Source organism: Yokenella regensburgei (genome assembly GCF_051486985.1).
GTDB lineage: Bacteria > Pseudomonadota > Gammaproteobacteria > Enterobacterales > Enterobacteriaceae > CBFFRJ01.
In genome coordinates this window covers 16,574-37,187 of the sequence record NZ_JAHVDV010000002.1, presented here as the reverse complement: position 1 = coordinate 37,187, position 20,614 = coordinate 16,574, and the positions used below count along the sequence as shown (strand labels likewise).

Genomic DNA, 20,614 nt, shown 5'->3' with positions numbered 1-20,614 from the left:
TTAAATTCCCGCTCCCTGAGAGTAACTTTCTTCACCAAATACGCCGGTGGAGAGGTAGCGATCTCCACGATCGCAAATTATCGCGACCACCAAGGCACCTGGGTTTGCCCTGGCTATCTGTATCGCACCTGCCACCGCCCCGCCGGAACTGACGCCGCAGAAAATGCCTTCCCGCACCGCCAGTGCACGCATGGTATTTTCCGCATCATGCTGGTGAATATCCAGCACCTCATCCACGAGGTTCGCATTAAAAATACCGGGCATATATTCCGCAGGCCAGCGCCGAATGCCTGGAATACTACTCCCCTCCTGCGGCTGCAGGCCAACAATCGTGACCTTTTTTTCTTGTTCTCTGAGGAAGCGAGAGACGCCGGTAATGGTACCGGTGGTGCCCATACTGGAGACAAAATGCGATATCCCACCCGCCGTTTGCTGCCAGATCTCAGGTCCGGTGGTGGTGTAGTGGGCGTAAGGGTTGTCAGGATTATTAAACTGATCCAGTAGCTTGCCTTCGCCACGCCCGGCCATCTCCAGCGCCAGGTCACGCGCCCCTTCCATGCCCTGCTCCCTGGAGACCAGAACCAGCTCGGCGCCGTAGGCACGCATAGCCGCGCGGCGCTCCTGGCTCATGTTGTCGGGCATTAACAGCTTCATGCGGTAGCCTTTCAGCGCCGCAATCATCGCCAGCGCAATACCAGTGTTACCACTGGTCGCTTCGATGAGCACATCGCCGGGTTTTATTTCCCCGCGCTTTTCCGCCTCGACAATCATCGATAACGCCGCTCTGTCTTTTACTGAACCCGCCGGATTATTGCCTTCCAGTTTGACCCAGATTTCGCTGCCGTTATCCGGCGTCAGGCGCTGTAATTTCACCAGCGGCGTATTACCGATGGTCTGTTCTAATGTGTTATTCACTGACCCTGTCCAATAAAAAAGCCCGGTCGCGTATTCGCTTACCGGGCCTACGGATAAGTGCATTCTGATGCCCTCACCCCTTCCCTCTCCCACCGGGAGAAGGCGCAAACACTAAACACAGCCAGGGCTGTTTTGCATTTACCGCGTAGGCCGGGTAAGCGCAGCGCCACCCGGCAACCATTTCTGATGGCAATAACCTATCAGGCAGATTGTGCGAGAGCAAGTTCCACGCTCTCTTCTATACGCGTATTACCGTGGTACAAACGGGCATTCTGCAACCCCACAAAAAGACGATCGCCACGCTCTGGTGCATCATCCCCCGTGAGTACCACGCTTAACGGCTCGTCGTGCCAGCCCAGGGGTTGTACCACCAGCTGGGTGTAATGACCTTTAGGCGTCGCTTCCAGCACCTGCACAGGCAGCGGTGAATCGAGGCTGGTACGGCGACTGATATCCACTTCCCACGGGCGTAAAAACAGGTCGACTTCTCCCTGATGGTCCGGGGTATATCCCAGCGGCCAGCGGTGCGCGCCCACGTGGAATTGTCCGCCGCTGATGGTGCCTTTGAGCCGGTTAACTTCACCCATAAATTCCAGTACAAAACGGGTAGCAGGCTCGCGCCAAACCTGATTTGGCGCATCGGCCTGCTCAATATTGCCCTGGCTCATGACCACCACCCTGTCGGCAACTTCCATCGCCTCTTCCTGATCGTGGGTGACGAACACGCTGGTAAACTTTAATTCCTCATGCAGCTGTCGCAGCCAGCGACGAAGCTCTTTACGCACCTGCGCATCCAGGGCGCCGAAGGGTTCATCAAGCAGCAGGATCTGCGGCTCGACCGCCAGCGCACGGGCCAGCGCCACACGCTGCTTCTGCCCTCCGGAGAGCTGAGCGGGGAAACGATCGGCAAGGTGGGCCAGTTGAACCATTTCCAGCAGCTTCGTCACTTTCGCTTTGATCGCGGCGGCGTTCGGACGCTCGCGTTTAGGCAATACGGTTAAGCCGAAAGCGATATTGTCGAACACGGTCATGTGGCGGAACAGCGCGTAATGCTGGAACACAAAACCCACTTTGCGTTCACGGGCATGAATACGGCTCACATCGGTACCGTGAAAGCGAATACGCCCGCTGGTCTGATGCTCAAGGCCCGCAATAATGCGCAGCAGCGTCGTTTTCCCTGACCCGGACGGTCCCAGCAGCGCGACCATTTGCCCGGTAGGAATATCCAGCGAGATATCATTCAGCACCTGGGTGCGACCAAACGACTTCTTAATATTGGCAATCTCAATGCTCATGATTTTCCTCCTGCCGCGCGCGTTTTTCCTGATTCTCTAAACGCCACTGCACTGCACTTTTTAAAAACAACGTCAGAATAGCCATTAATGTCAGCAGGGCCGCCGCCGTAAAGGAGCCGACCGTATTGTAATCCTGCTCCAGCAGTTCAATCTGTAATGGTAAAGAGAGTGTTTCGCCACGGATAGAGCCCGAAACGACCGATACCGCGCCGAACTCACCGATAGCACGCGCATTGGTGAGTACCACGCCGTAGAGCAGCGCCCAACGGATATTGGGTAGCGTCACGCGTTTAAACATCTGCCAGCCGGACGCGCCTAACAGGACCGCAGCTTCATCTTCCTGACTTCCCTGGCTCAGCATGACCGGCACCAGTTCACGAACCACAAACGGGCAGGTGACAAAAATGGTCACCAGTACCATGCCCGGCCAGGCGAACATAATCTGAAGATTGTGCGCATCAAGCCAGGGGCCCAGCGGGCCATTAGAACCGTAAAACAGCAGGTATACCAGCCCGGCCACGACCGGCGAGACGGCAAAGGGAATGTCGAGCAACGTGAGCAGTAGCTGACGGCCCGGAAAATCAAAACGCGTCACCAGCCAGGCCAGTAAGGTGCCAAACACCAGGTTAACCGGCACCGAAATCAGCGCTATCAGCACCGTGAGCCAGATAGCGTGCAGCATGTCAGGATCGGTCAGGTTTTCTAACACCGGGGCCAGTCCCTTACTAAACGCCTGCACAAAGATATAGATCATTGGCACCACCAGAATAAACGCGGAGACCGCAATCCCGGTGCCAATCAGAAACCATTTCCCCCAGTTAATACGGGGCGCATCATAGCGTTTCAATTCAGTTACATCCGCCATTAGTGACCTACCACACGTCGACCAAAACGACTCTGGAGCGTATTGATGGAGAACAGCAGCAGCAGCGATGCCGCGAGGATCACCGAGGCGATGGCGCTCGCCGCCGGGTAATCAAACTCCTGCAGGCGTACAAAAATCATCAGCGAGGTCACTTCTGTTTTCCAGGCAATATTGCCGGCAATAAAAATCACCGCCCCGAACTCCCCCAGACTACGGGTAAAGGAGAGCGCCACTCCCGCCAGCAGGGCAGGCGAAAGTTCAGGTAATACTACTTTACGAAAGCTCTGCCAGCGCGTGGCACCCAGTGTCTCAGCCGCCTCTTCGTACTCCGGACCAAGCTCCTCCAGGACGGGCTGCACGGTACGCACCACAAACGGAATGCTGGTGAATGCCATCGCCACGGCAATACCAAGCCAGGTATAGGTGACTTTAATATCGAGCATCGCCAGCCACTGACCATAGAAGCCATTTACCGAGAACAATGACGCCAGCGTCAGGCCCGCGACTGCCGTAGGCAGGGCAAAGGGCAGATCCATCAACGCATCCAGCAGGGTTCGGCCAGGGAAGCGGTAACGGGTCAAAATCCACGCCATCAGCAGGCCGAACACGCCATTGAACAGGGAGGCGACAAAAGCCGAGAGTAGCGTGACTTTATAGGCCGCGACCACCTGAGGATTGGTGATGACCTCCCAGTACTGTGCCCAGCTCATCTCAGAGAGCTGCATTACCAGCGCGCTCAGTGGTAACAGCAAAATCAGGCAGACGAACAACAGGCTGGTTCCCAGACTCAGGGTGAAGCCTGGCAGCACACGTCTGGAAGAAATCGCAAACATTACTTACGCCCCGCCGCCAGCAGTTTGTCTAACTCACCACCGCTATTGAAGTGCGTTTTCATTACTTCAGGCCAGCTGCCGAACTTGTCTTCCACGCGGAAGAGCTCGGTCTGTGGGAATTTATCTTTCAGTTTGCCCATCACGTCAGGGTTGTTCACGCGGTAGTAATAATCAGTAATGATGGTTTGCGCCTGCGGGCTATAGAGATAATTCAGGTACGCCTTCGCAGCCTTCTCAGTCCCGTTCGCCGCGACGTTTTTATCCACCCACGCCACCGGGAATTCTGCCAGAACGTTGGTCTTTGGAATGACCACTTCGAAGCCCTGCGCTTCATACTGCTTGCGAATGTTGTTCACTTCCGATTCAAAGCTTATCAACACATCACCCAGACCGCGCTCGGCGAAAGTCGTGGTCGCGCCACGGCCGCCGGTATCAAAAACCTCCACGTTTTTCAGGAACTGGGTCATGAACTGTTCGGTTTTGGTTTTATCGCCGCCGTCCGCTTTATCAGCCGCGCCCCATGCCGCCAGATAGGTATAACGGGCGTTACCGGACGTTTTCGGGTTCGGGAAGATCAGTTTCACATCAGAACGAACCAGGTCGCTCCAGTCATGAATGTTTTTTGGGTTGCCCTTACGCACCAGGAAGCCCATGGTGGAGTAGAAAGGCGAGCTGTTATTGGGCAGGCGGCTCTGCCAGTTCGCAGGAATGAGGTTGCCTTTGTCATGCAGGATCTGGACGTCAGTGACCTGATTGTAGGTCACCACATCAGCTTTCAAACCTTGCAAAATAGCCAGTGCCTGCTTGGAAGAACCAGCATGGGATTGTTTAATCGTCAACGCGTCACCACTGTTATCTTTTGCCCACTGCTGTTCGAACGGTGGATTCAGGGCGGCGAACAGCTCACGGGAAACATCATAAGAACTGTTTAACAACTCCGTTGCCTGCACCTGTGTAACCACCAGCGCCATTGCTGCCAGCGTCAGGTATCCTTTTTTCACTACATTAACGGCCATTGCGCACCCTTATTCGATGATGACGATTTGGCCTTCAGTTTATTTATATCGAGTGTGAAACCAGTAACGGTTTTATATACCGTTTGGTGCTTTGGAAGTTGAAAAGGGAATAAGCATTATGGGGTAGATGAGCGGGTGCCAGGCTGCCCACGCTTCACGCAGGCACCCCCTAACGAAACGTCTTTACAAGGCCAGCAGGCGTTCTACTGACGGCGCAAAATAGTAGCCGCCGGTGACAGGCCTGGTAAAGCGCAACATCGCGTCATGCTTACCATCAGCGTCGCCGAACATGCTCAGCAACTGCTGTTCAATGTTATACAGACGCGCGCAATAGGCACAAAAATAGAGACCATGTACACCGCTTGCAGTGCCATAGGGCAGGCTCTGGCGGACAATCTTCAGCCCCTTGCCCGCTTCTTTCAGATCAACACGGCTCAGGTGTGACGTAACCGGACGGGCATCGCCATCAATCTCTTCATTCGCGATTTTGGTGCGACCCATCATCATCTCCTGGTCACCCACGCTCATGCGGTTAAGCTGTTTGAGGTTGTGCTCCCAACGCTGCACCAGCACATAGCTGCCGCCAGCATCTACCCCCTCTTTGATGACGGCAACATCACGGCGTTTTTCATCACCTGTTGGGTTTTCGGTGCCGTCCACGAAACCGCTTAAATCTCTCTCCTCCACCCAACGAAAACCGTGGGTCTCTTCTTTTACTTCCAGTACCTCACCGAAGGCATTCAGGGCTGCCTGCGCGATGGAGAAGTTGATGTCATGACGTAGGGAGAGAATATGAATAAGTACGTCATGTTGCGTGGCAGGAGCCAGCCCTTTGCCGAGTGGGGCGAAATCTTTAAGTTCTTCCGCCCCTTCGTCTGCACTCAGTTTGCGCCAGAGGGTATTGCCAAACGCAATAACCGCACCGGCAGCAGCGTCCGGGTAAGCAGCTTCAAGGGTAGCCAGTTTATCAATAAATATTTTACAGCCTTCACGCAGTGCATCCATGCTGCCCACGACACTGGCTTCAATCCAGATTGCCGCACGGCAATGTTCCGGCAATATGCCGCTTTGAACCTGAGACATCGCTCCTCCTGAAAAAAAGATGCCACGCAACCGTGGCATTGTTGGGGTTATTGTACCCGTTTTTCTTCCAGGAGCGGAACCGCAGACTGCACTAGCGGTGCCAGATAATCTTGTGCAATTTCCAGGATTTAAGCGCATCGTCAGGCGGCATAAGCCCATCCGGACCGCTCCATTCTCCAGTAAAGATAAAGCTAATATGCTGACTTTCAGGCGCTTTGCACGCCACGCCCTTGGCGTCATCGCCCGTCGCGGCCGTACACTGGCCAAAGGCCTTATCGTAAAGCGCACTAAACGGTGTACCGATTTTGACACCTTTTTCCGTTTCAATGCTGCTGTCGAGCACATCTACCTGGCTTACCGTGCCATTTTCTCCGTTGACGACCAGCGCAACATTGTCATCTTTAAGCGCCTCGAAATAGCGAATGATATTGCCTTTATCGCTCTTCATACCGCTTCGCAGGTGATAATCACCACCGAGAGCCTCGTTAATGGCTTTTTCATCAAGCGCGGTGCTGGCTGTAATGCCGCCGACTCCCTGCTCACTCACTTCGGTTGATGAACCAAACCAGGTCCACGGATTGGCCGCCGACCAGTTGATAGAAGAGAGGGTAGAACAGCCTGATACCACCAGCGCCAGGGCGCACACGCTTAAACGAAGGGACTTCATCGTAACTTCCTTTCAAGTTTTCTCATCGGCAATTGGAGTACCGGAAATGCAAAAAGTGCCCGTTATTACTCATCCTTACGGAAACAGGCATGAAAACGGGTATTAGTGAGTAACCAGCTAAGGGCAACCAGATCCACCACCACCAGAGCGAGGCCAACGCCACTCAGCGCTTCACCACGCAGCCAGAATAAAGGTTGCCAGAGGAGTAAGGCGACTTGTGCGAGGATCAGCAGTGGACGCAACGCATGCCAGAAACGAGGAAAACTCTGCCGTCGGCCACAAACGAGAAAGGTGAGCACCGCAGGAACGCCGGGGAGCAACCCCCACCAGAACGCATCGTGATCGGGATAAAACAGCGTGAGCAGTGCATCCCCCTGCCCACGAGAGGCACCCGCCATCACAAACAGCACCCAGGTTCTCGCCTGAAGAAGCAAAACACACCAGAACAAAAACGGCAGTCGCAGACAACCGTGCGCATCGTAGTCAGCAGGGGAAAACTCAATACTCTTCATCTTCGATCAAGCGCTTACCTAAACTCAGTGAATCCGTATGCTCATAGCCGAGCCGTTCATACATGCCGAGAACCACATCATTATCTTCACGCACCATGATGTTAATTTTCGGGCAACCTCGGGCAATGAGTTTTTTCTCAAGGCGGCTTAACAGGGCATTGGCAATGCCCCGTCCACGAAATTCTGGATGCACGCCAAGATAGTAGGCCGAGCCGCGATGACCATCGTAGCCGCCCATTACCGTACCCACGACTTCGCCGTTCACCTCAGCGACCAGAAAAAGCGTGACGTCGTGGTTAATTTTGCGTTCGATGTCCATTTCCGGATCGTTCCAGGGACGCAGCAGTTCGCAGCGCTCCCACAGGGTCACGACCTCTTCAAAGTCCTGCTGGCGAAAAACGCGTATCTCCATGGTTTGCTTGCCCCTTTTAAACGATAGTGCTGATGATTATGGCGCGTACGCACGCCGCCGCCAATATCCGGCGAAAATGAGACGGGGAAATGGCATACTGTCACTCTGTCATGCATTGAAATGAAAAGTAAAACTTTTCTCACGACGGAATGTCGTAACGGCCAGGACGATACGATATAACACCAGGGACTATGGATAATAAGACTGACCGTATGAGCACTTCAAAACCGTTAAAAATATTCACCTCGCGCCGTCAGATCCTCAAAGCCGGTCTTGCCGCTTTGACGCTGACAGGCATGTCGCGAGCCATCGCAAAAGAAGAAAGCACGTTAAAAACCAGCAACGGCCATACCCCGGTGAGGACGAAAAAGGCGGGCGGAAAACGCATCGTTATGCTCGATCCCGGTCACGGCGGTATTGATACGGGTGCCATTGGCGGTAACGGTTCGAAAGAGAAACATGTCGTGCTCGCCATTGCTAAAAATGTTCGAACCATTCTCAGAAATCATGGGATTGATGCGCGACTTACCCGCAGCGGAGATACCTTTATCCCCCTGTATGATCGTGTGGAAATTGCCCACCAGCACGGTGCTGACCTGTTTATGTCGATACATGCCGATGGTTTTACCAACCCCAGTGCAGCCGGCGCATCGGTCTTTGCGTTATCAAACCGTGGGGCCAGTAGTGCAATGGCGAAATACCTCTCCGATCGTGAAAACGCCGCCGACGATGTGGCAGGTAAAAAAGCCAAGGATAAAGACCACCTTCTCCAGCAGGTGCTGTTTGATCTCGTCCAGACGGATACCATCAAAAACAGCCTGACGCTGGGTTCACATATTCTGCGACAGATCAAACCTGTCCATCGCCTGCACAGCCGTAACACCGAGCAGGCTGCGTTTGTGGTGCTAAAATCTCCTTCAATTCCTTCCGTACTGGTAGAGACCTCCTTTATTACCAATCCGCAGGAAGAGAAGCTGCTTGGCACAACGGCCTTCCGGCAGAAAATTGCCAGTGCCATTGCCTCCGGTGTGATCAGTTATTTTAACTGGTTTGATAATCATAAAGCCCACTCGACGAAACGCTGATGACTCTACCCGATACCCGTGATGTTAAGGCCTTCCTGCTCAACCTGCAGGATGCGATTTGCCAGCAGCTCTCTGCGCTTGATGGCACTGCTTTTAGCGAGGACAACTGGCAACGTGACGCTGGCGGCGGCGGACGTAGTCGGGTGCTGCGTGACGGAGGCATCTTTGAGCAAGCGGGGGTCAATTTTTCCCACGTCACCGGGACGGCAATGCCTGCCTCCGCGACTGCGCATCGGCCTGAGCTCGCCGGACGCAGTTTTGAGGCGATGGGGGTGTCGCTGGTAGTGCATCCGCGCAATCCTTACGTTCCGACCAGCCACGCTAACGTGCGTTTTTTCATCGCCGAAAAGCCGGACGCTGACCCGGTCTGGTGGTTTGGCGGCGGGTTTGATATGACCCCTTTCTACGGTTTTGAGGAGGATGCCGTTCACTGGCACCAGACTGCTCACGACCTGTGTCAGCCATTTGGTGAAGATGTCTACCCGCGCTATAAAAAATGGTGTGACGACTACTTTCATCTCAAACATCGCAACGAGCAGCGCGGCATTGGCGGCCTGTTTTTTGACGATCTTAATACGCCGGATTTCGACACCTGCTTTGCCTTTATGCAAGCGGTAGGCAGAGGTTATACCGAGGCGTATCTGCCGATCGTTGAACGGCGCAGCGCCCTCGCTTACGGTGAGCGTGAGCGGGCCTTCCAGCTCTATCGCCGTGGTCGTTATGTGGAGTTCAATCTGGTGTGGGATCGCGGCACGCTCTTTGGCCTGCAAACCGGTGGACGCACGGAATCAATTTTAATGTCGATGCCCCCGCTGGTTCGCTGGGAATATAACTACCAGCCTGAAGAAGGCAGCGCGGAGGCGGCATTACGCGAGTTTATTCAGGTGAGAGAGTGGATTTAAGCTGATAAATCGGCAACGCATGCTGCCTGTCATCTTCTCCACCGCTTGCCTGATCGGTGTCTCCTGATGCTTTCGGGCAATCACTCCCCCTTCTGAAACGGGACATAACAATATGGATGACCGTATTCCCTGTAAGAATCCACAGTGCGCAAACCGCATCCTGCCCGCAACGGCAGACCGAACGGAGGGGTTTTGCATGCCCTGCGTCAATGCGCGCAAGCGACAGGAGCATGACGACTTTATCAGGAAAAACAGAAAAACCGTAGACGTCTTCGCCGGGACAGAGGATCCGGTTGAATGGTTAAAACGGGTTCATACGCCCAGAGAACCCGATCCATTGATACTCTGGACCCCCTGCCCGGTTCCTACCGATGTGCTTTACAGGCGTCTTAGTGCCAGCGAGCGTCGCCGTATGGCGGAATATGCTGAGACATTGTTTGCCGCCGGATCGCATGAGATCGCGCAAGAGATTTGTACTTGTCTGGCCGCATTCACTGACGTCAGGCTGGATGTCTGCTTACGCGCATGGCTGCATCAGGGCGAGCCTGATTTTTATTCGGCCCTGCCTTTTCACCGCGCGCCGCCAGATGTGCGTGATACCCTTTTACAGCGGGTGGAACATGATGAGAAAAACCGTAACGGGTTGCTTATCATCCTGGCCTGGATTGGTGACGATGTTGTCGTCGAACAGTTTACACGCTGGCGTCAGACGCCACCGGCATGGTGCCGTTCACTTCATGTCCCCCCTCATCACTATGCGCATCAGGCGGGCTGGGAGCTGACCGTGGAAGGCCGTCGACGGGACCTTTATTTTCAGCACTGTTTCCATCTGGTCAAACACGCGCCTGCTCAACCCGCGGTGTTCCGGGCCGTCACGGGTTCCGGCGTGGACTGCCCACATTGTGCTACGCCGCTGACTACCCTTTTTGACGTTACCCCTGAGCTTATTGGTATCAGCGCCGGGTGCTGGTCTGGTCATATTCGCATTCTGACCTGCGAGTGCTGTACGGCATATGAAACCGTCTTTGCCAGGGCTGATGCTGGCGAAGCTCCGCAATGGCTTACGCAAAACAGATGCTCTACGCTTGCGGTTGAGCACGCCACCGACTGGGTAAAACTGCCATCGGAAGGGTTGCACCTCGGTGAAGCCCGTTTGCCTCTGTTCGCCGCGGATCAATTTTTACCGACAACGTTCTCGCAACTCGGCGGGCATCCTACCTGGATACAGGATGCGGAATATCCTCCATGCCCTGAATGCGCGCAGACAATGATGTTTCTTGCTCAGATAAGTTATGAGGATCTTGATGATTGCGCGGAAGGGATGCTTTACGGGTTTATCTGTCCGGAGTGCCGCACAACGGCAACCTCGTATCAGCAAACATAAAACCTGATGCTCAGAGCCTGCTCCTTCAGGCTCTGAGGCTTCTTTAAGGGACAGCCTTTTACAGCGGCTGCGTCTGCGCTTCGACCACGGCCAGCGCCACCATATTCACGATACGTCTCACCGACGCAATGGGTGTCAGCACGTGAACGGGCTTCGCAACGCCCATCAGTACCGGCCCGACGGTCACCCCTTCCGAGCTGGAGACGCGTAGTAAGTTGTAACTAATACGCGCGGCTTCTACGTTCGGCATGATGAGGATATTGGCAGAGCCCTTAAGCGGGCTGTCAGGCATCCTCTCCTGACGAATACTCTCTTCCAGCGCCGCATCGCCGTGCATTTCACCATCAATCATCAGTTCCGGCGCCCGCTCGCGTACCCGGGCCAGGGTTTCCCGCATTTTGACTGCCGCTAACGATTTTGACGATCCAAATTGCGAGTGTGAGAGCAGCGCGACCCTGGGCTCAATACCAAATCGGCGTACCGTTTCCGCTGCCAGAAGCGTAATTTCTGCCAACTGCTCCGCGCTCGGATCTTCGTTAACATAGGTATCAGCAATAAAGGTGTTACCGCTTGGCAACAGCAGCGCGTTCATCGCCCCCGCCGCATGCACCCCTTCCCGGTGACCGAAGATCTCCTGCACCACGCTGTAATGCTCGTGATAATCACCAATAGTGCCGCAGATCATGGCATCCGCTTCGCCACGGTGCACCATGATTGCACCAATCACCGTGGTGTCGCTGATAACGGCCCGCTGCGCCTGCTCCTGCGTCACCCCACGGCGCTTCATAATGTTGAAGTATTCGGTCCAGTACTCTTTAAAGCGTGGGTCCGATTCATTGTTAACTATTTCAAAATCCACGTCAGGGCGAATCTGCAGCCCCAGTTTCTGAATGCGCATCTCAATAACGCCGGGACGGCCAATCAGAATTGGTTTTGCCAGGCCTAAGGAAACCAGTTCCTGAGTGGCATGCAGCACGCGCGGCTCCTCCCCTTCCGTCAGCACTACACGTTTGGGATCTTTGCGGGCCTGCGAGAAGATGGGCTTCATAAATAAATTGGTTTTGTAGACAAACTCCGTGAGCTTATCGATATAGGCGTCCATATCCGCTATGGGGCGTGTCGCCACGCCAGAATCCATCGCGGCTCTGGCGACCGCTGGCGCTATCTTCACAATCAGGCGGGGATCAAAGGGTTTAGGGATAAGATAGTCGGGGCCAAAACTCAAATCCTGATCGCCATAAGCCGAGGCCACCACCTCGCTCTGCTCCGCATGAGCCAGCTCTGCAATGGCATGCACCGCGGCCAATTTCATCTCTTCGTTAATCGCCGTTGCGCCAACATCCAGCGCGCCACGGAAAATAAACGGGAAGCAGAGCACGTTATTGACCTGGTTCGGATAGTCAGAACGCCCCGTGCAGATAATCGCATCCGGACGCACTTCTCTGGCAAGCGGGGGGAGAATTTCCGGCTCCGGGTTGGCCAGGGCGAGGATCAGCGGTTGACGCGCCATTTTTTTTACCATCTCCGGCGTCAGCACTTTTGGACCGGAACAACCGAGAAAAATGTCCGCGCCGTCCACCACCTCATCAAGGGTGCGCCTGCCGTCATCAACCACCGCGTAGGCCGCTTTGGTTTCCGCCATATTCGGTTCACGGTCTTTGTAAATCACCCCTTTGGAGTCGCAAACCACAATATTGTGCTTTTGCATGCCCAGCGCCACCAGCAGGTTCATACAGGCGATAGCTGCAGCACCTGCACCTGACACCACCATGCGCACGTCAGAGAGGTTTTTTTCCACCACTCGCAGGCCGTTCAGAATGGCGGCTGTACTGATAATTGCCGTCCCGTGCTGATCATCATGGAACACGGGGATATTCATACGTTCACGCAGTCTGGCTTCAATGTAGAAGCACTCCGGCGCTTTAATATCTTCAAGGTTAATGCCACCGAAGGTCGGCTCCAGCGCCGCCACCACGTCGATAAGCTTATCCGGGTCATGTTCATCGACTTCAATATCGAAGACATCAATTCCCGCAAATTTCTTAAACAGTACGCCTTTACCTTCCATGACCGGCTTGCCGGCCAGCGCGCCAATATTTCCCAGCCCCAGTACGGCAGTCCCGTTTGAGACAACGGCAACCAGGTTGCCACGCGCGGTGTATTTGTAGGCTGCCAGCGGATCTTTGGCTATTTCCAGGCAGGGCGCGGCGACACCGGGGGAATAGGCCAGCGCGAGGTCACGCTGGGTGGCGAGCGGTTTCGTGGGTGAAACCTGAATTTTCCCCGGACGGGGGAACTCGTGGAAGTCGAGGGCACTTTGTTTTAACTGGTCGTCCATTTGCTGTTCCTTTCACGTATCGTTCAAATATGAAGCGTGATAACTGTCCAGATGCACTAACCAGTATGCCCTCCACCTCCTTCGCAAACTTTGAACACCACCAAAGTCTGAGGACGCCATAACAAAAATTGCTATCAATTCATAACAGGCTTGTTACAACCAGGTGAAAGCAGAACGGCTCCGGTCTGCTATGCTTTTTGGTTATGCACTTCACATTTTTGAATGCCTGACCCTGCAAGACATTCATATAACACCCTGATGTTAAAGGAGAATAACTATGAATCACTTAGACGGCATAAAACAATTTACCACCGTAGTAGCGGACAGTGGCGATATTGAATCGATTCGCCATTATCAGCCGGAAGATGCCACCACTAACCCCTCGCTGTTACTGAAAGCAGCCGCGCTTGACCACTTTAAACACCTGATTGACGACGCCATTGAGTATGGTAAGCGCCACGGTAAAACCCAGGAGCAGCAGGTAGCGGAAGCCTGCGACAAACTGGCGGTCAACTTTGGGCAGGAAATTCTGAAAAGCATTCCAGGGCGGGTATCAACTGAGGTGGATGCGCGACTCTCCTATGACAAAGAAAAAAGCATCGCCAAAGCGCGCAAGCTGGTAGGGCTTTATCAGGAGCTTGGCATTGATAAATCGCGCATCCTAATCAAATTAGCCTCCACCTGGGAAGGCATACGCGCCGCAGAAGAGCTGGAAAAAGAGGGGATCAAGTGTAACCTGACGCTGCTGTTTTCCTTTGCGCAGGCGCGTGCCTGTGCTGAAGCCGACGTCTATTTAATCTCCCCCTTCGTGGGCCGTATCTACGACTGGTATCAGCAGCGCAAGCCTATGGACCCCTACGTGGTGGATGAAGACCCAGGCGTTAAATCGGTGCGTAATATTTACGACTACTTCAAGCAGCACCGCTACCAGACTATCGTCATGGGGGCGAGCTTCCGACGCACGGAGCAGGTACTGGCTCTGGCAGGCTGCGACAGGCTGACCATCTCACCGGATCTCCTTAAAGCCTTGCATGAGCAGGAAGGCACCGTTGAACGCAAGCTTATTCCCCCCACACAAAGTTTCCCCCGTCCTGAGCCGCTTACCGAAGCGCAATTCCGCTGGGAGCACAATCAGGATCCTATGGCAGTAGAAAAACTGTCTGACGGGATCCGTCAGTTCGCCGTCGATCAGCGCAAACTTGAAGATCTTATTGCCGCAAAATTTTAACCCTGACCAAGGAGAGAGTGATGTCCCGTAAAGAGCTCGCTAATGCGATTCGTGCCCTCAGTATGGACGCGGTACAAAAAGCCAATTCTGGTCATCCCGGTGCACCAATGGGCATGGCGGATATTGCCGAATTACTGTGGAATGATTTTCTCAAGCATAACCCTACCGATCCGACCTGGTATGACCGGGACCGCTTTATTCTCTCAAACGGTCATGCCTCAATGTTGCTCTACAGTCTGCTGCACCTGAGCGGGTACGATTTGCCCATTGAAGAGCTGAAAAACTTCCGTCAGCTTCATTCAAAAACGCCAGGGCACCCGGAAATTGGCTATACGCCAGGCGTCGAAACCACCACCGGCCCGCTCGGTCAGGGGCTGGCGAATGCGGTGGGTCTGGCTATTGCGGAGCGCACCCTTGCCGCGCAGTTTAATCAGCCCGGCCACGATATTGTCGATCACTACACTTACGTATTTATGGGCGACGGCTGTCTGATGGAGGGGATTTCTCACGAAGTGAGCTCCCTGGCTGGCACCCTGGGCCTCGGTAAACTCATCGGTTTTTATGACCACAATGGCATCTCCATTGATGGTGAAACCGAGGGATGGTTTACCGACGATACCGCTAAACGTTTCGAAGCCTACCACTGGCATGTGGTCAATGAGGTGGATGGACACGATCCTGACGCCATCAAAAAAGCCGTTCTTGAAGCACAAAGCGTGAAGGACAAACCTTCCCTTATCATCTGCCGCACGGTTATCGGGTTCGGCTCACCAAATAAAGCCGGTAAAGAAGAGTCACACGGCGCCGCGCTGGGCGAAGAAGAGGTCGCGTTGACCCGCCAGAAACTGGGCTGGAAACACCCGGCATTTGAGATCCCAAAAGAGATCTACAAAGCCTGGGATGCCCGTGAACGTGGTGAGAAAGCGCAGCACGCCTGGAACGATAAATTCGCTGCCTATCAAAAAGCGCATCCCGAACTGGCCGCTGAATTCACCCGCCGCATGAGCGGTGGCCTGCCTGAAGAGTGGGACAAGCTGACCCAGGCCTACATTGAAAAATTGCAGGCAGAGCCGGCTAAAATTGCCACCCGTAAAGCCTCACAGAATGCGCTGAATACCTATGGCCCCGCGCTGCCGGAACTTCTCGGCGGGTCGGCGGATCTTGCCCCCAGTAACCTTACCATCTGGTCGGGGTCGCGCTCCCTGAAAGAGGACGCTGCGGGTAATTACATCCACTACGGCGTGCGTGAGTTTGGCATGACGGCCATCGCTAACGGTATTGCTCACCACGGCGGCTTTGTTCCCTATACCGCGACCTTCCTGATGTTCGTCGAATATGCACGTAACGCGGCGCGTATGGCTGCATTGATGAAAGCGCGGCAGATTATGGTCTACACCCATGACTCCATAGGACTTGGCGAGGATGGTCCCACTCACCAGGCGGTGGAACAGCTTGCCAGCCTGCGTCTGACGCCAAATTTCAGCACCTGGCGCCCCTGCGATCAGGTTGAAGCGGCGGTGGGCTGGAAGCTGGCGATTGAACGCCATACCGGCCCAACCGCGTTAATCCTCTCCCGTCAGAACCTGACGCAGATGGACAGAACGCCGGAGCAGGTGAAGGCGATCGCCAGAGGGGGTTATATTCTGAAAGACGCCGAGGGTCAGCCGGATCTGATACTGATTGCGACCGGTTCAGAGATCGAAATAACGGTAAAAGCGGCCGAAAAACTCACTCAGGATGGTCATAAGGTGCGGGTGGTTTCACTGCCATCAACGGATATCTTCGATGCCCAGGACGACGCATACCGGGAGTCGGTGCTGCCTTCAGAGGTGAGCGCCCGCGTAGCCGTTGAAGCTGGCATTGCCGATTACTGGTACAAATATGTCGGGCTGAAAGGGGCAATTGTCGGTATGACGGGCTACGGTGAGTCGGCCCCTGCCGAGAAACTCTTCCCCTTGTTTGGTTTTACCGTCGAGAACATCGTTGAGAAAGCGAAACGCGTACTTAAGGTGTAATCACACAGGGCCCGGCGGCGAATAGAGGCCGGGCCCTTTGTCCCGCAATCCGCAGCACAGTCACCGCGTTAACGGGTAACCCACAGGGTGGGCCAGGCATCTGGCCCATGCCAGTTATCACAGGTTGGCTCTTCGGCATAGCGCACCAGGTTAAAGCGTTGACCATTAAACCGCCAGCGCGTCAGGATGCCACAATCGTTAAGTCCCCGGCCTTTCGCGAGCGTCGTCAGTTCGCGGGTTTTTTCATCAAAGGAGGCATTCATCAGCTCCAGTTCGTTGCTGCCGCTGGCAGGCGTAAAGGGTAATCGCAGGCGCACCAGCCGCGAGGCAAAAGGCTTTACGCGAGACACCAGCCAGGCGAGCTCCACCGTGTTATACGCCCCGGCTTCACAATCAATGATCAGCAAGGCTTTGTCATCCGTCAGTGCCGTAACCCTTACCTCTCTGCGGCCAGGATCAAGGGAGCACTGACTGTTATTCATTCGCCAGTTCCCGTAATCGAGCAGATCATTGAGTTCATCATGCGTAAGCGGTGTGGGGGTGGGATTGACCAGGGCAACTTCTTTCAGCGGGGGCGCAGGCGGCACGCTGAGCGGAGGGCCGTCCCCTTTTTTAATCCACGCCGTTTTATTGCCCACTCGCTTTTGCTGGGCGTCAATAAAAAGCAGCGCGGCCTTAAGACCCACCAGTGAAATAATCCCTTTCCCGTCCTGTAATGAAATGGACTGTCCCTCCTGAATCGCTTGCAGGAAGGTGGTGATAGTTACGGGATTGTCGGTCATGAGATGCCAGGGGGTGATGCGCCAGCGTTCGCCAGCCAGCACAAGCGGGGCCCCATCAAGACGCAGGCGAGGGGCAATGGCGGGTTCTTTTGCAGAAGGCAGTTCTCTTCCACCAAAGTCGATGCGCAGCGCGGCATCGTTATGTGCGCCAGCGCTACGGCCAAGCGTCATCACCAGACCCTGATGTTCACCCGTATTGCGTGCCACGCAGAAGTTCTGGTTATTGCAGGTTACTTGCCAGTCAGAAAACGTCTGTTGAACCGGTGCCGCAAAGGATAACGACATCGGAATAAGTCCCAGAAAAAAAGCAAGCAAAACGCGATAACGCATGAATAACACAGCCCCAAAAAGAAGATGACAGCAAACAACCCGCGTATCTTCGTGTTACCACGCCTGCTGCTCAATCAGAATTATCGGATAGATTTATTTAAAATGCACGTTATTAACCATAACAAAATCAGTCCATTAGACCCGACGTTTTTAAATATTGCAGTAAAATCACCGTCTTGCCGTCGCGTATATCTCCGTTCGAAACCAGATTAAGTGCCTCAACGAAGGGTAGCTCCAGCACCTCAATATCTTCATCTTCCACGCCACCGCCGCTATTGGCCCGCGCGTTTTCATCATATTCAGCGATAAAGAAATGGACGATTTCGGTGACGCCGCCTGGTGACATGTACAGCTCAAAGACCTTTTTTACCTCGCCAACCTGGTAGCCAGTCTCTTCGATGGCTTCCTTACGAATACACACTTCCGGCTCGTCGTCATCAAGCAGTCCGGCACAGGTTTCAATCAGCACACCATCCTTATTGCCGTTAACCCAGGTGGCAACACGGAACTGGCGGATTAACACTACGGTACGTTTTTCACGGTTGTATAACAGGATAGTGGCGCCATTGCCCCGGTCATAGACTTCACGTTTATGCCGGATCACTTCCCCGTTTTTACGCGTCAGATCGTAAGTAATGTTACGCAAAATGAAATAGTTATCAGAAAGGACTTTGTCTTTAATCAGCTCAATGTTAAACGACATACAGGCTCCACACCGTAATACAGTCAGCGACATATTACGCGGCAAAGCCTGGTTTGTCGCGGCGGGGAGGTTAATGTCCCCCGGTAGATTTCACCCCCAGCCACGCCATGATGCCCTGCGCCGCATGACGCCCTTCCGCCATCGCCGTCACCACCAGATCCGCGCCACGAACCGCATCCCCCCCGGCGAAGATCTTTGGATTGCTGGTCTGATAGCGATAACGACTGTTCACACCCGCAGCGATACGCCCCCAGTCATCCACCTGTACACCCTGGCTTTCAAGCCACGGCATTGCGTGCGGGTTAAAACCAAAGGCCATGATGACCGCATCAGCCGGCATCACAAATTCACTTCCTGCAACAGGTACGGGTTTGCGGCGCCCTTTCGCATCCGGCTCACCCAGTTCGGTACGAAGCAGGCGAACACCTGCCACTTTACCCGCGGCATCCAGCTCAATATTGACCGGCTGGACGTTGAATTCAAACGCCGCCCCCTCTTCCCTGGCGTTCCTGACCTCCTTTTTCGACCCCGGCATGTTCGCCTCATCACGCCGGTAAGCACAGGTAACATGGGCCGCACCGTGGCGCAGCGCGGTACGCACGCAGTCCATCGCGGTATCGCCACCGCCAAGCACAACAACATTCAGGCCAGCGGTGTTGACATAGGGCGCGTCCGGGGCGTCCGGCAGCCCCATGACCTGCCTGGTATTGGCTATCAGGAACGGCAGGGCGTCATACACTCCTGGTGCCTCTTCATTAGGCAGATTGGCTTTCATTGAGCGATAGGTGCCAACCCCGACAAACACTGCGTCATATTCCTCCACCAGCGACGGTAACGGAATGTCTTTGCCAATTTCGCAGTTCAGTTCGAAACGGATGCCCATAGCGCTGAATATTTCGCGGCGGCGCGTCAGTAAGGATTTATCGAGTTTGAAAGCGGGGATCCCGAACGTCAGCAGCCCGCCGATTTCCGGATGCCTGTCGAATACCGTGGTGCTGACTCCCTGGCGCGCCAGCACATCCGCACAGGCAAGACCGGCGGGACCCGCGCCGATAATCGCGACACGTTTATTGACTGCCGTGACGTGCCGGAGGTCGGGTCGCCAGCCGTTCGCCAGCGCCCGATCGGAGATATAGCGCTCAATATTGCCGATCGTCACGGCACCTGCGTCATCGCGCAGGGTACATGCCCCTTCGCATAACCTGTCCTGTGGGCATACGCGCCCGGTAATTTCCGGCAGGCAGTTGGTCTGATGCGACAGTTCAACCGCCCCTTCGATATCCCCGGCTTTCACGCGCTCAATCCACTGCGGGATATGGTTATGTAACGGGCATGTCCATTCACACACGCTGTGTTCACCACATGTCAGGCACCGCGCCGCTTCACGCTGCGCCTGATCGGCGCGAAACGGCAGGTAGATCTCATCAAATCCGGTTTTACGGGCGGCAATTGCCAGTTTTTCGGGTTCCCCGCGCGGTGGCATTCTGAGCATCTGTTTGACTTTGTTATCTTTTCGTTCGGCTTTCGGCTCGTGATCGGCCAGTGCCTGCTGGCCTGCCGCTCGCAGACGCCGCTTTCTGGCAATGTCGTTCAGCGCTTCCCCCGTCACTAGCCGGAGGGCATCCGCCGGGCAGTGCTGCACGCAGGCCGGGCCTGCAGGGCGGTCAACGCAGAGATCGCATTTGTGCGCGGTCGCTTTCACGCGATCGTTGCCGGATGGATCCACCAGAATTTGCATGGTGCCAAACGGGCAGGCGACGACACAGGATTTACAGCCGATACATTTGTCCTGATTTACCTGCACCGACTCATTTATGCGGCTGATAGCACCATTCGGGCAACTGCGAGCACAGGGGGCCGCCTCACAATGATGACAGGTGACCACACCGCGCTCTTGCTGACGTTTTACAACCGTAATCCGCGGATGAAAATGCGCCGGGCTGACGACATGTTGCTCATGATTATGCGCCATGACACAGGCCACTTCGCAGGTACGACACCCGATGCATTGCTGGCTGTTAGCCATAATAAAACGATTCATGGCAACCTTCTTTTCTGGTTTAATAAACCCTGGTTTTTTTAGGATTACTGTATTACCTGGGCTATTCAGGTCAGACAATGTACATTTGCACAAAAGAGTTACTTAGTTGTCACACGCATGTTGCAGATCAATTTATTGCGCCATAAATGAAAACCAATCTCATTTGAAGTGCTACCTGCCGCTGTTCTGTTGCCGGGTGGCCTCAGGT

General features: G+C 54.6%; 18 protein-coding genes. 5 read left to right on the top strand and 13 right to left on the bottom strand.

All coding sequences use genetic code 11. The annotated features are described in order from the left end of the window. The 9 genes from cysM to KXR87_RS01895 all read right to left on the bottom strand — a co-directional run bounded on the left by cysM (window position 1) and on the right by KXR87_RS01895 (window position 7,598). Window positions 1–915: a cysteine synthase CysM gene (gene cysM, locus KXR87_RS01935; RefSeq protein WP_437430593.1), complete on the bottom strand. Its 915-nt coding sequence runs from the start codon at window positions 913–915 to the stop codon at window positions 1–3. A 200-nt stretch (window positions 916–1,115) separates the two neighbouring features. Beyond that, window positions 1,116–2,210, bottom strand: coding sequence for a sulfate/thiosulfate ABC transporter ATP-binding protein CysA (gene cysA / locus KXR87_RS01930; protein ID WP_437430592.1), 1,095 nt, complete (start codon window positions 2,208–2,210; stop codon window positions 1,116–1,118). Next, the gene (gene cysW / locus KXR87_RS01925) at window positions 2,200–3,075 is read right to left on the bottom strand and encodes a sulfate/thiosulfate ABC transporter permease CysW (RefSeq protein WP_437430591.1); all 876 of its coding nucleotides are present in this window, start codon (window positions 3,073–3,075) and stop codon (window positions 2,200–2,202) included. The genes cysA and cysW overlap by 11 nt, the downstream gene beginning before the upstream one ends. After that, window positions 3,075–3,908, bottom strand: a complete 834-nt coding sequence (gene cysT / locus KXR87_RS01920; protein WP_437430590.1) for a sulfate/thiosulfate ABC transporter permease CysT — start codon at window positions 3,906–3,908, stop codon at window positions 3,075–3,077. Before cysT ends, cysW begins: the two co-directional genes overlap by 1 nt. Then, window positions 3,908–4,924, bottom strand: coding sequence for a sulfate ABC transporter substrate-binding protein (locus tag KXR87_RS01915; protein WP_437430589.1), 1,017 nt, complete (start codon window positions 4,922–4,924; stop codon window positions 3,908–3,910). Before KXR87_RS01915 ends, cysT begins: the two co-directional genes overlap by 1 nt. Before the next feature lie 183 nt (window positions 4,925–5,107). Next, a complete protein-coding gene (locus KXR87_RS01910; RefSeq protein WP_437430588.1) occupies window positions 5,108–6,007 on the bottom strand; it encodes a Dyp-type peroxidase in 900 nt (299 codons plus the stop codon). 91 nt (window positions 6,008–6,098) lie between these two features. Beyond that, window positions 6,099–6,674, bottom strand: coding sequence for an RpoE-regulated lipoprotein (locus tag KXR87_RS01905; protein ID WP_437430587.1), 576 nt, complete (start codon window positions 6,672–6,674; stop codon window positions 6,099–6,101). A 65-nt stretch (window positions 6,675–6,739) separates the two neighbouring features. Then, on the bottom strand, window positions 6,740–7,186 hold the full coding sequence (locus KXR87_RS01900) for a DUF2919 domain-containing protein (RefSeq protein WP_437430586.1): 447 nt from the start codon (window positions 7,184–7,186) through the stop codon (window positions 6,740–6,742). Beyond that, window positions 7,173–7,598, bottom strand: a complete 426-nt coding sequence (locus KXR87_RS01895) for a GNAT family acetyltransferase (protein WP_437430585.1) — start codon at window positions 7,596–7,598, stop codon at window positions 7,173–7,175. Before KXR87_RS01895 ends, KXR87_RS01900 begins: the two co-directional genes overlap by 14 nt. A 212-nt stretch (window positions 7,599–7,810) precedes the next feature. Here KXR87_RS01895 and amiA point away from each other — a divergent pair, with 212 nt between their 5' ends. The 3 genes from amiA to KXR87_RS01880 all read left to right on the top strand — a co-directional run bounded on the left by amiA (window position 7,811) and on the right by KXR87_RS01880 (window position 10,969). Further along, window positions 7,811–8,683 (top strand): N-acetylmuramoyl-L-alanine amidase AmiA, encoded by an 873-nt coding sequence (gene amiA, locus KXR87_RS01890; protein WP_437430584.1) that lies wholly within the window; start codon window positions 7,811–7,813, stop codon window positions 8,681–8,683. Further along, window positions 8,683–9,585 carry an oxygen-dependent coproporphyrinogen oxidase gene (gene hemF, locus KXR87_RS01885; protein WP_437430583.1) on the top strand — a complete coding sequence of 301 codons (903 nt, stop codon included), beginning with the start codon at window positions 8,683–8,685 and terminating at the stop codon, window positions 9,583–9,585. The genes amiA and hemF overlap by 1 nt, the downstream gene beginning before the upstream one ends. 112 nt (window positions 9,586–9,697) lie before the next feature. Then, window positions 9,698–10,969 carry a DUF1963 domain-containing protein gene (locus tag KXR87_RS01880; RefSeq protein WP_437430582.1) on the top strand — a complete coding sequence of 424 codons (1,272 nt, stop codon included), beginning with the start codon at window positions 9,698–9,700 and terminating at the stop codon, window positions 10,967–10,969. 58 nt (window positions 10,970–11,027) lie between these two features. Here KXR87_RS01880 and maeB read toward each other — a convergent pair whose 3' ends face one another. Continuing rightward, complete coding sequence (maeB, locus tag KXR87_RS01875; protein WP_437430581.1) at window positions 11,028–13,307, bottom strand: NADP-dependent oxaloacetate-decarboxylating malate dehydrogenase; 2,280 nt, start codon at window positions 13,305–13,307, stop codon at window positions 11,028–11,030. Window positions 13,308–13,584: 277 nt separating this feature from the next. Here maeB and tal point away from each other — a divergent pair, with 277 nt between their 5' ends. Beyond that, entirely contained in the window at window positions 13,585–14,535 is a 951-nt protein-coding gene (tal, locus tag KXR87_RS01870) for a transaldolase (RefSeq protein WP_437430580.1), read from the top strand. Between the two features lie 20 nt (window positions 14,536–14,555). Continuing rightward, window positions 14,556–16,550, top strand: coding sequence for a transketolase (gene tkt / locus KXR87_RS01865; RefSeq protein WP_437430579.1), 1,995 nt, complete (start codon window positions 14,556–14,558; stop codon window positions 16,548–16,550). Between the two features lie 68 nt (window positions 16,551–16,618). Here tkt and KXR87_RS01860 read toward each other — a convergent pair whose 3' ends face one another. The 3 genes from KXR87_RS01860 to aegA form a co-directional block, all read right to left on the bottom strand. Then, a complete protein-coding gene (locus KXR87_RS01860; protein ID WP_437430578.1) occupies window positions 16,619–17,662 on the bottom strand; it encodes a DUF1176 domain-containing protein in 1,044 nt (347 codons plus the stop codon). Between the two features lie 127 nt (window positions 17,663–17,789). After that, complete coding sequence (nudK, locus tag KXR87_RS01855; protein WP_437430577.1) at window positions 17,790–18,365, bottom strand: GDP-mannose pyrophosphatase NudK; 576 nt, start codon at window positions 18,363–18,365, stop codon at window positions 17,790–17,792. Window positions 18,366–18,435: 70 nt separating this feature from the next. Next, the gene (aegA, locus tag KXR87_RS01850; RefSeq protein ID WP_437430576.1) at window positions 18,436–20,406 is read right to left on the bottom strand and encodes a formate-dependent uric acid utilization protein AegA; all 1,971 of its coding nucleotides are present in this window, start codon (window positions 20,404–20,406) and stop codon (window positions 18,436–18,438) included. Window positions 20,407–20,614: the final 208 nt, after the last annotated feature.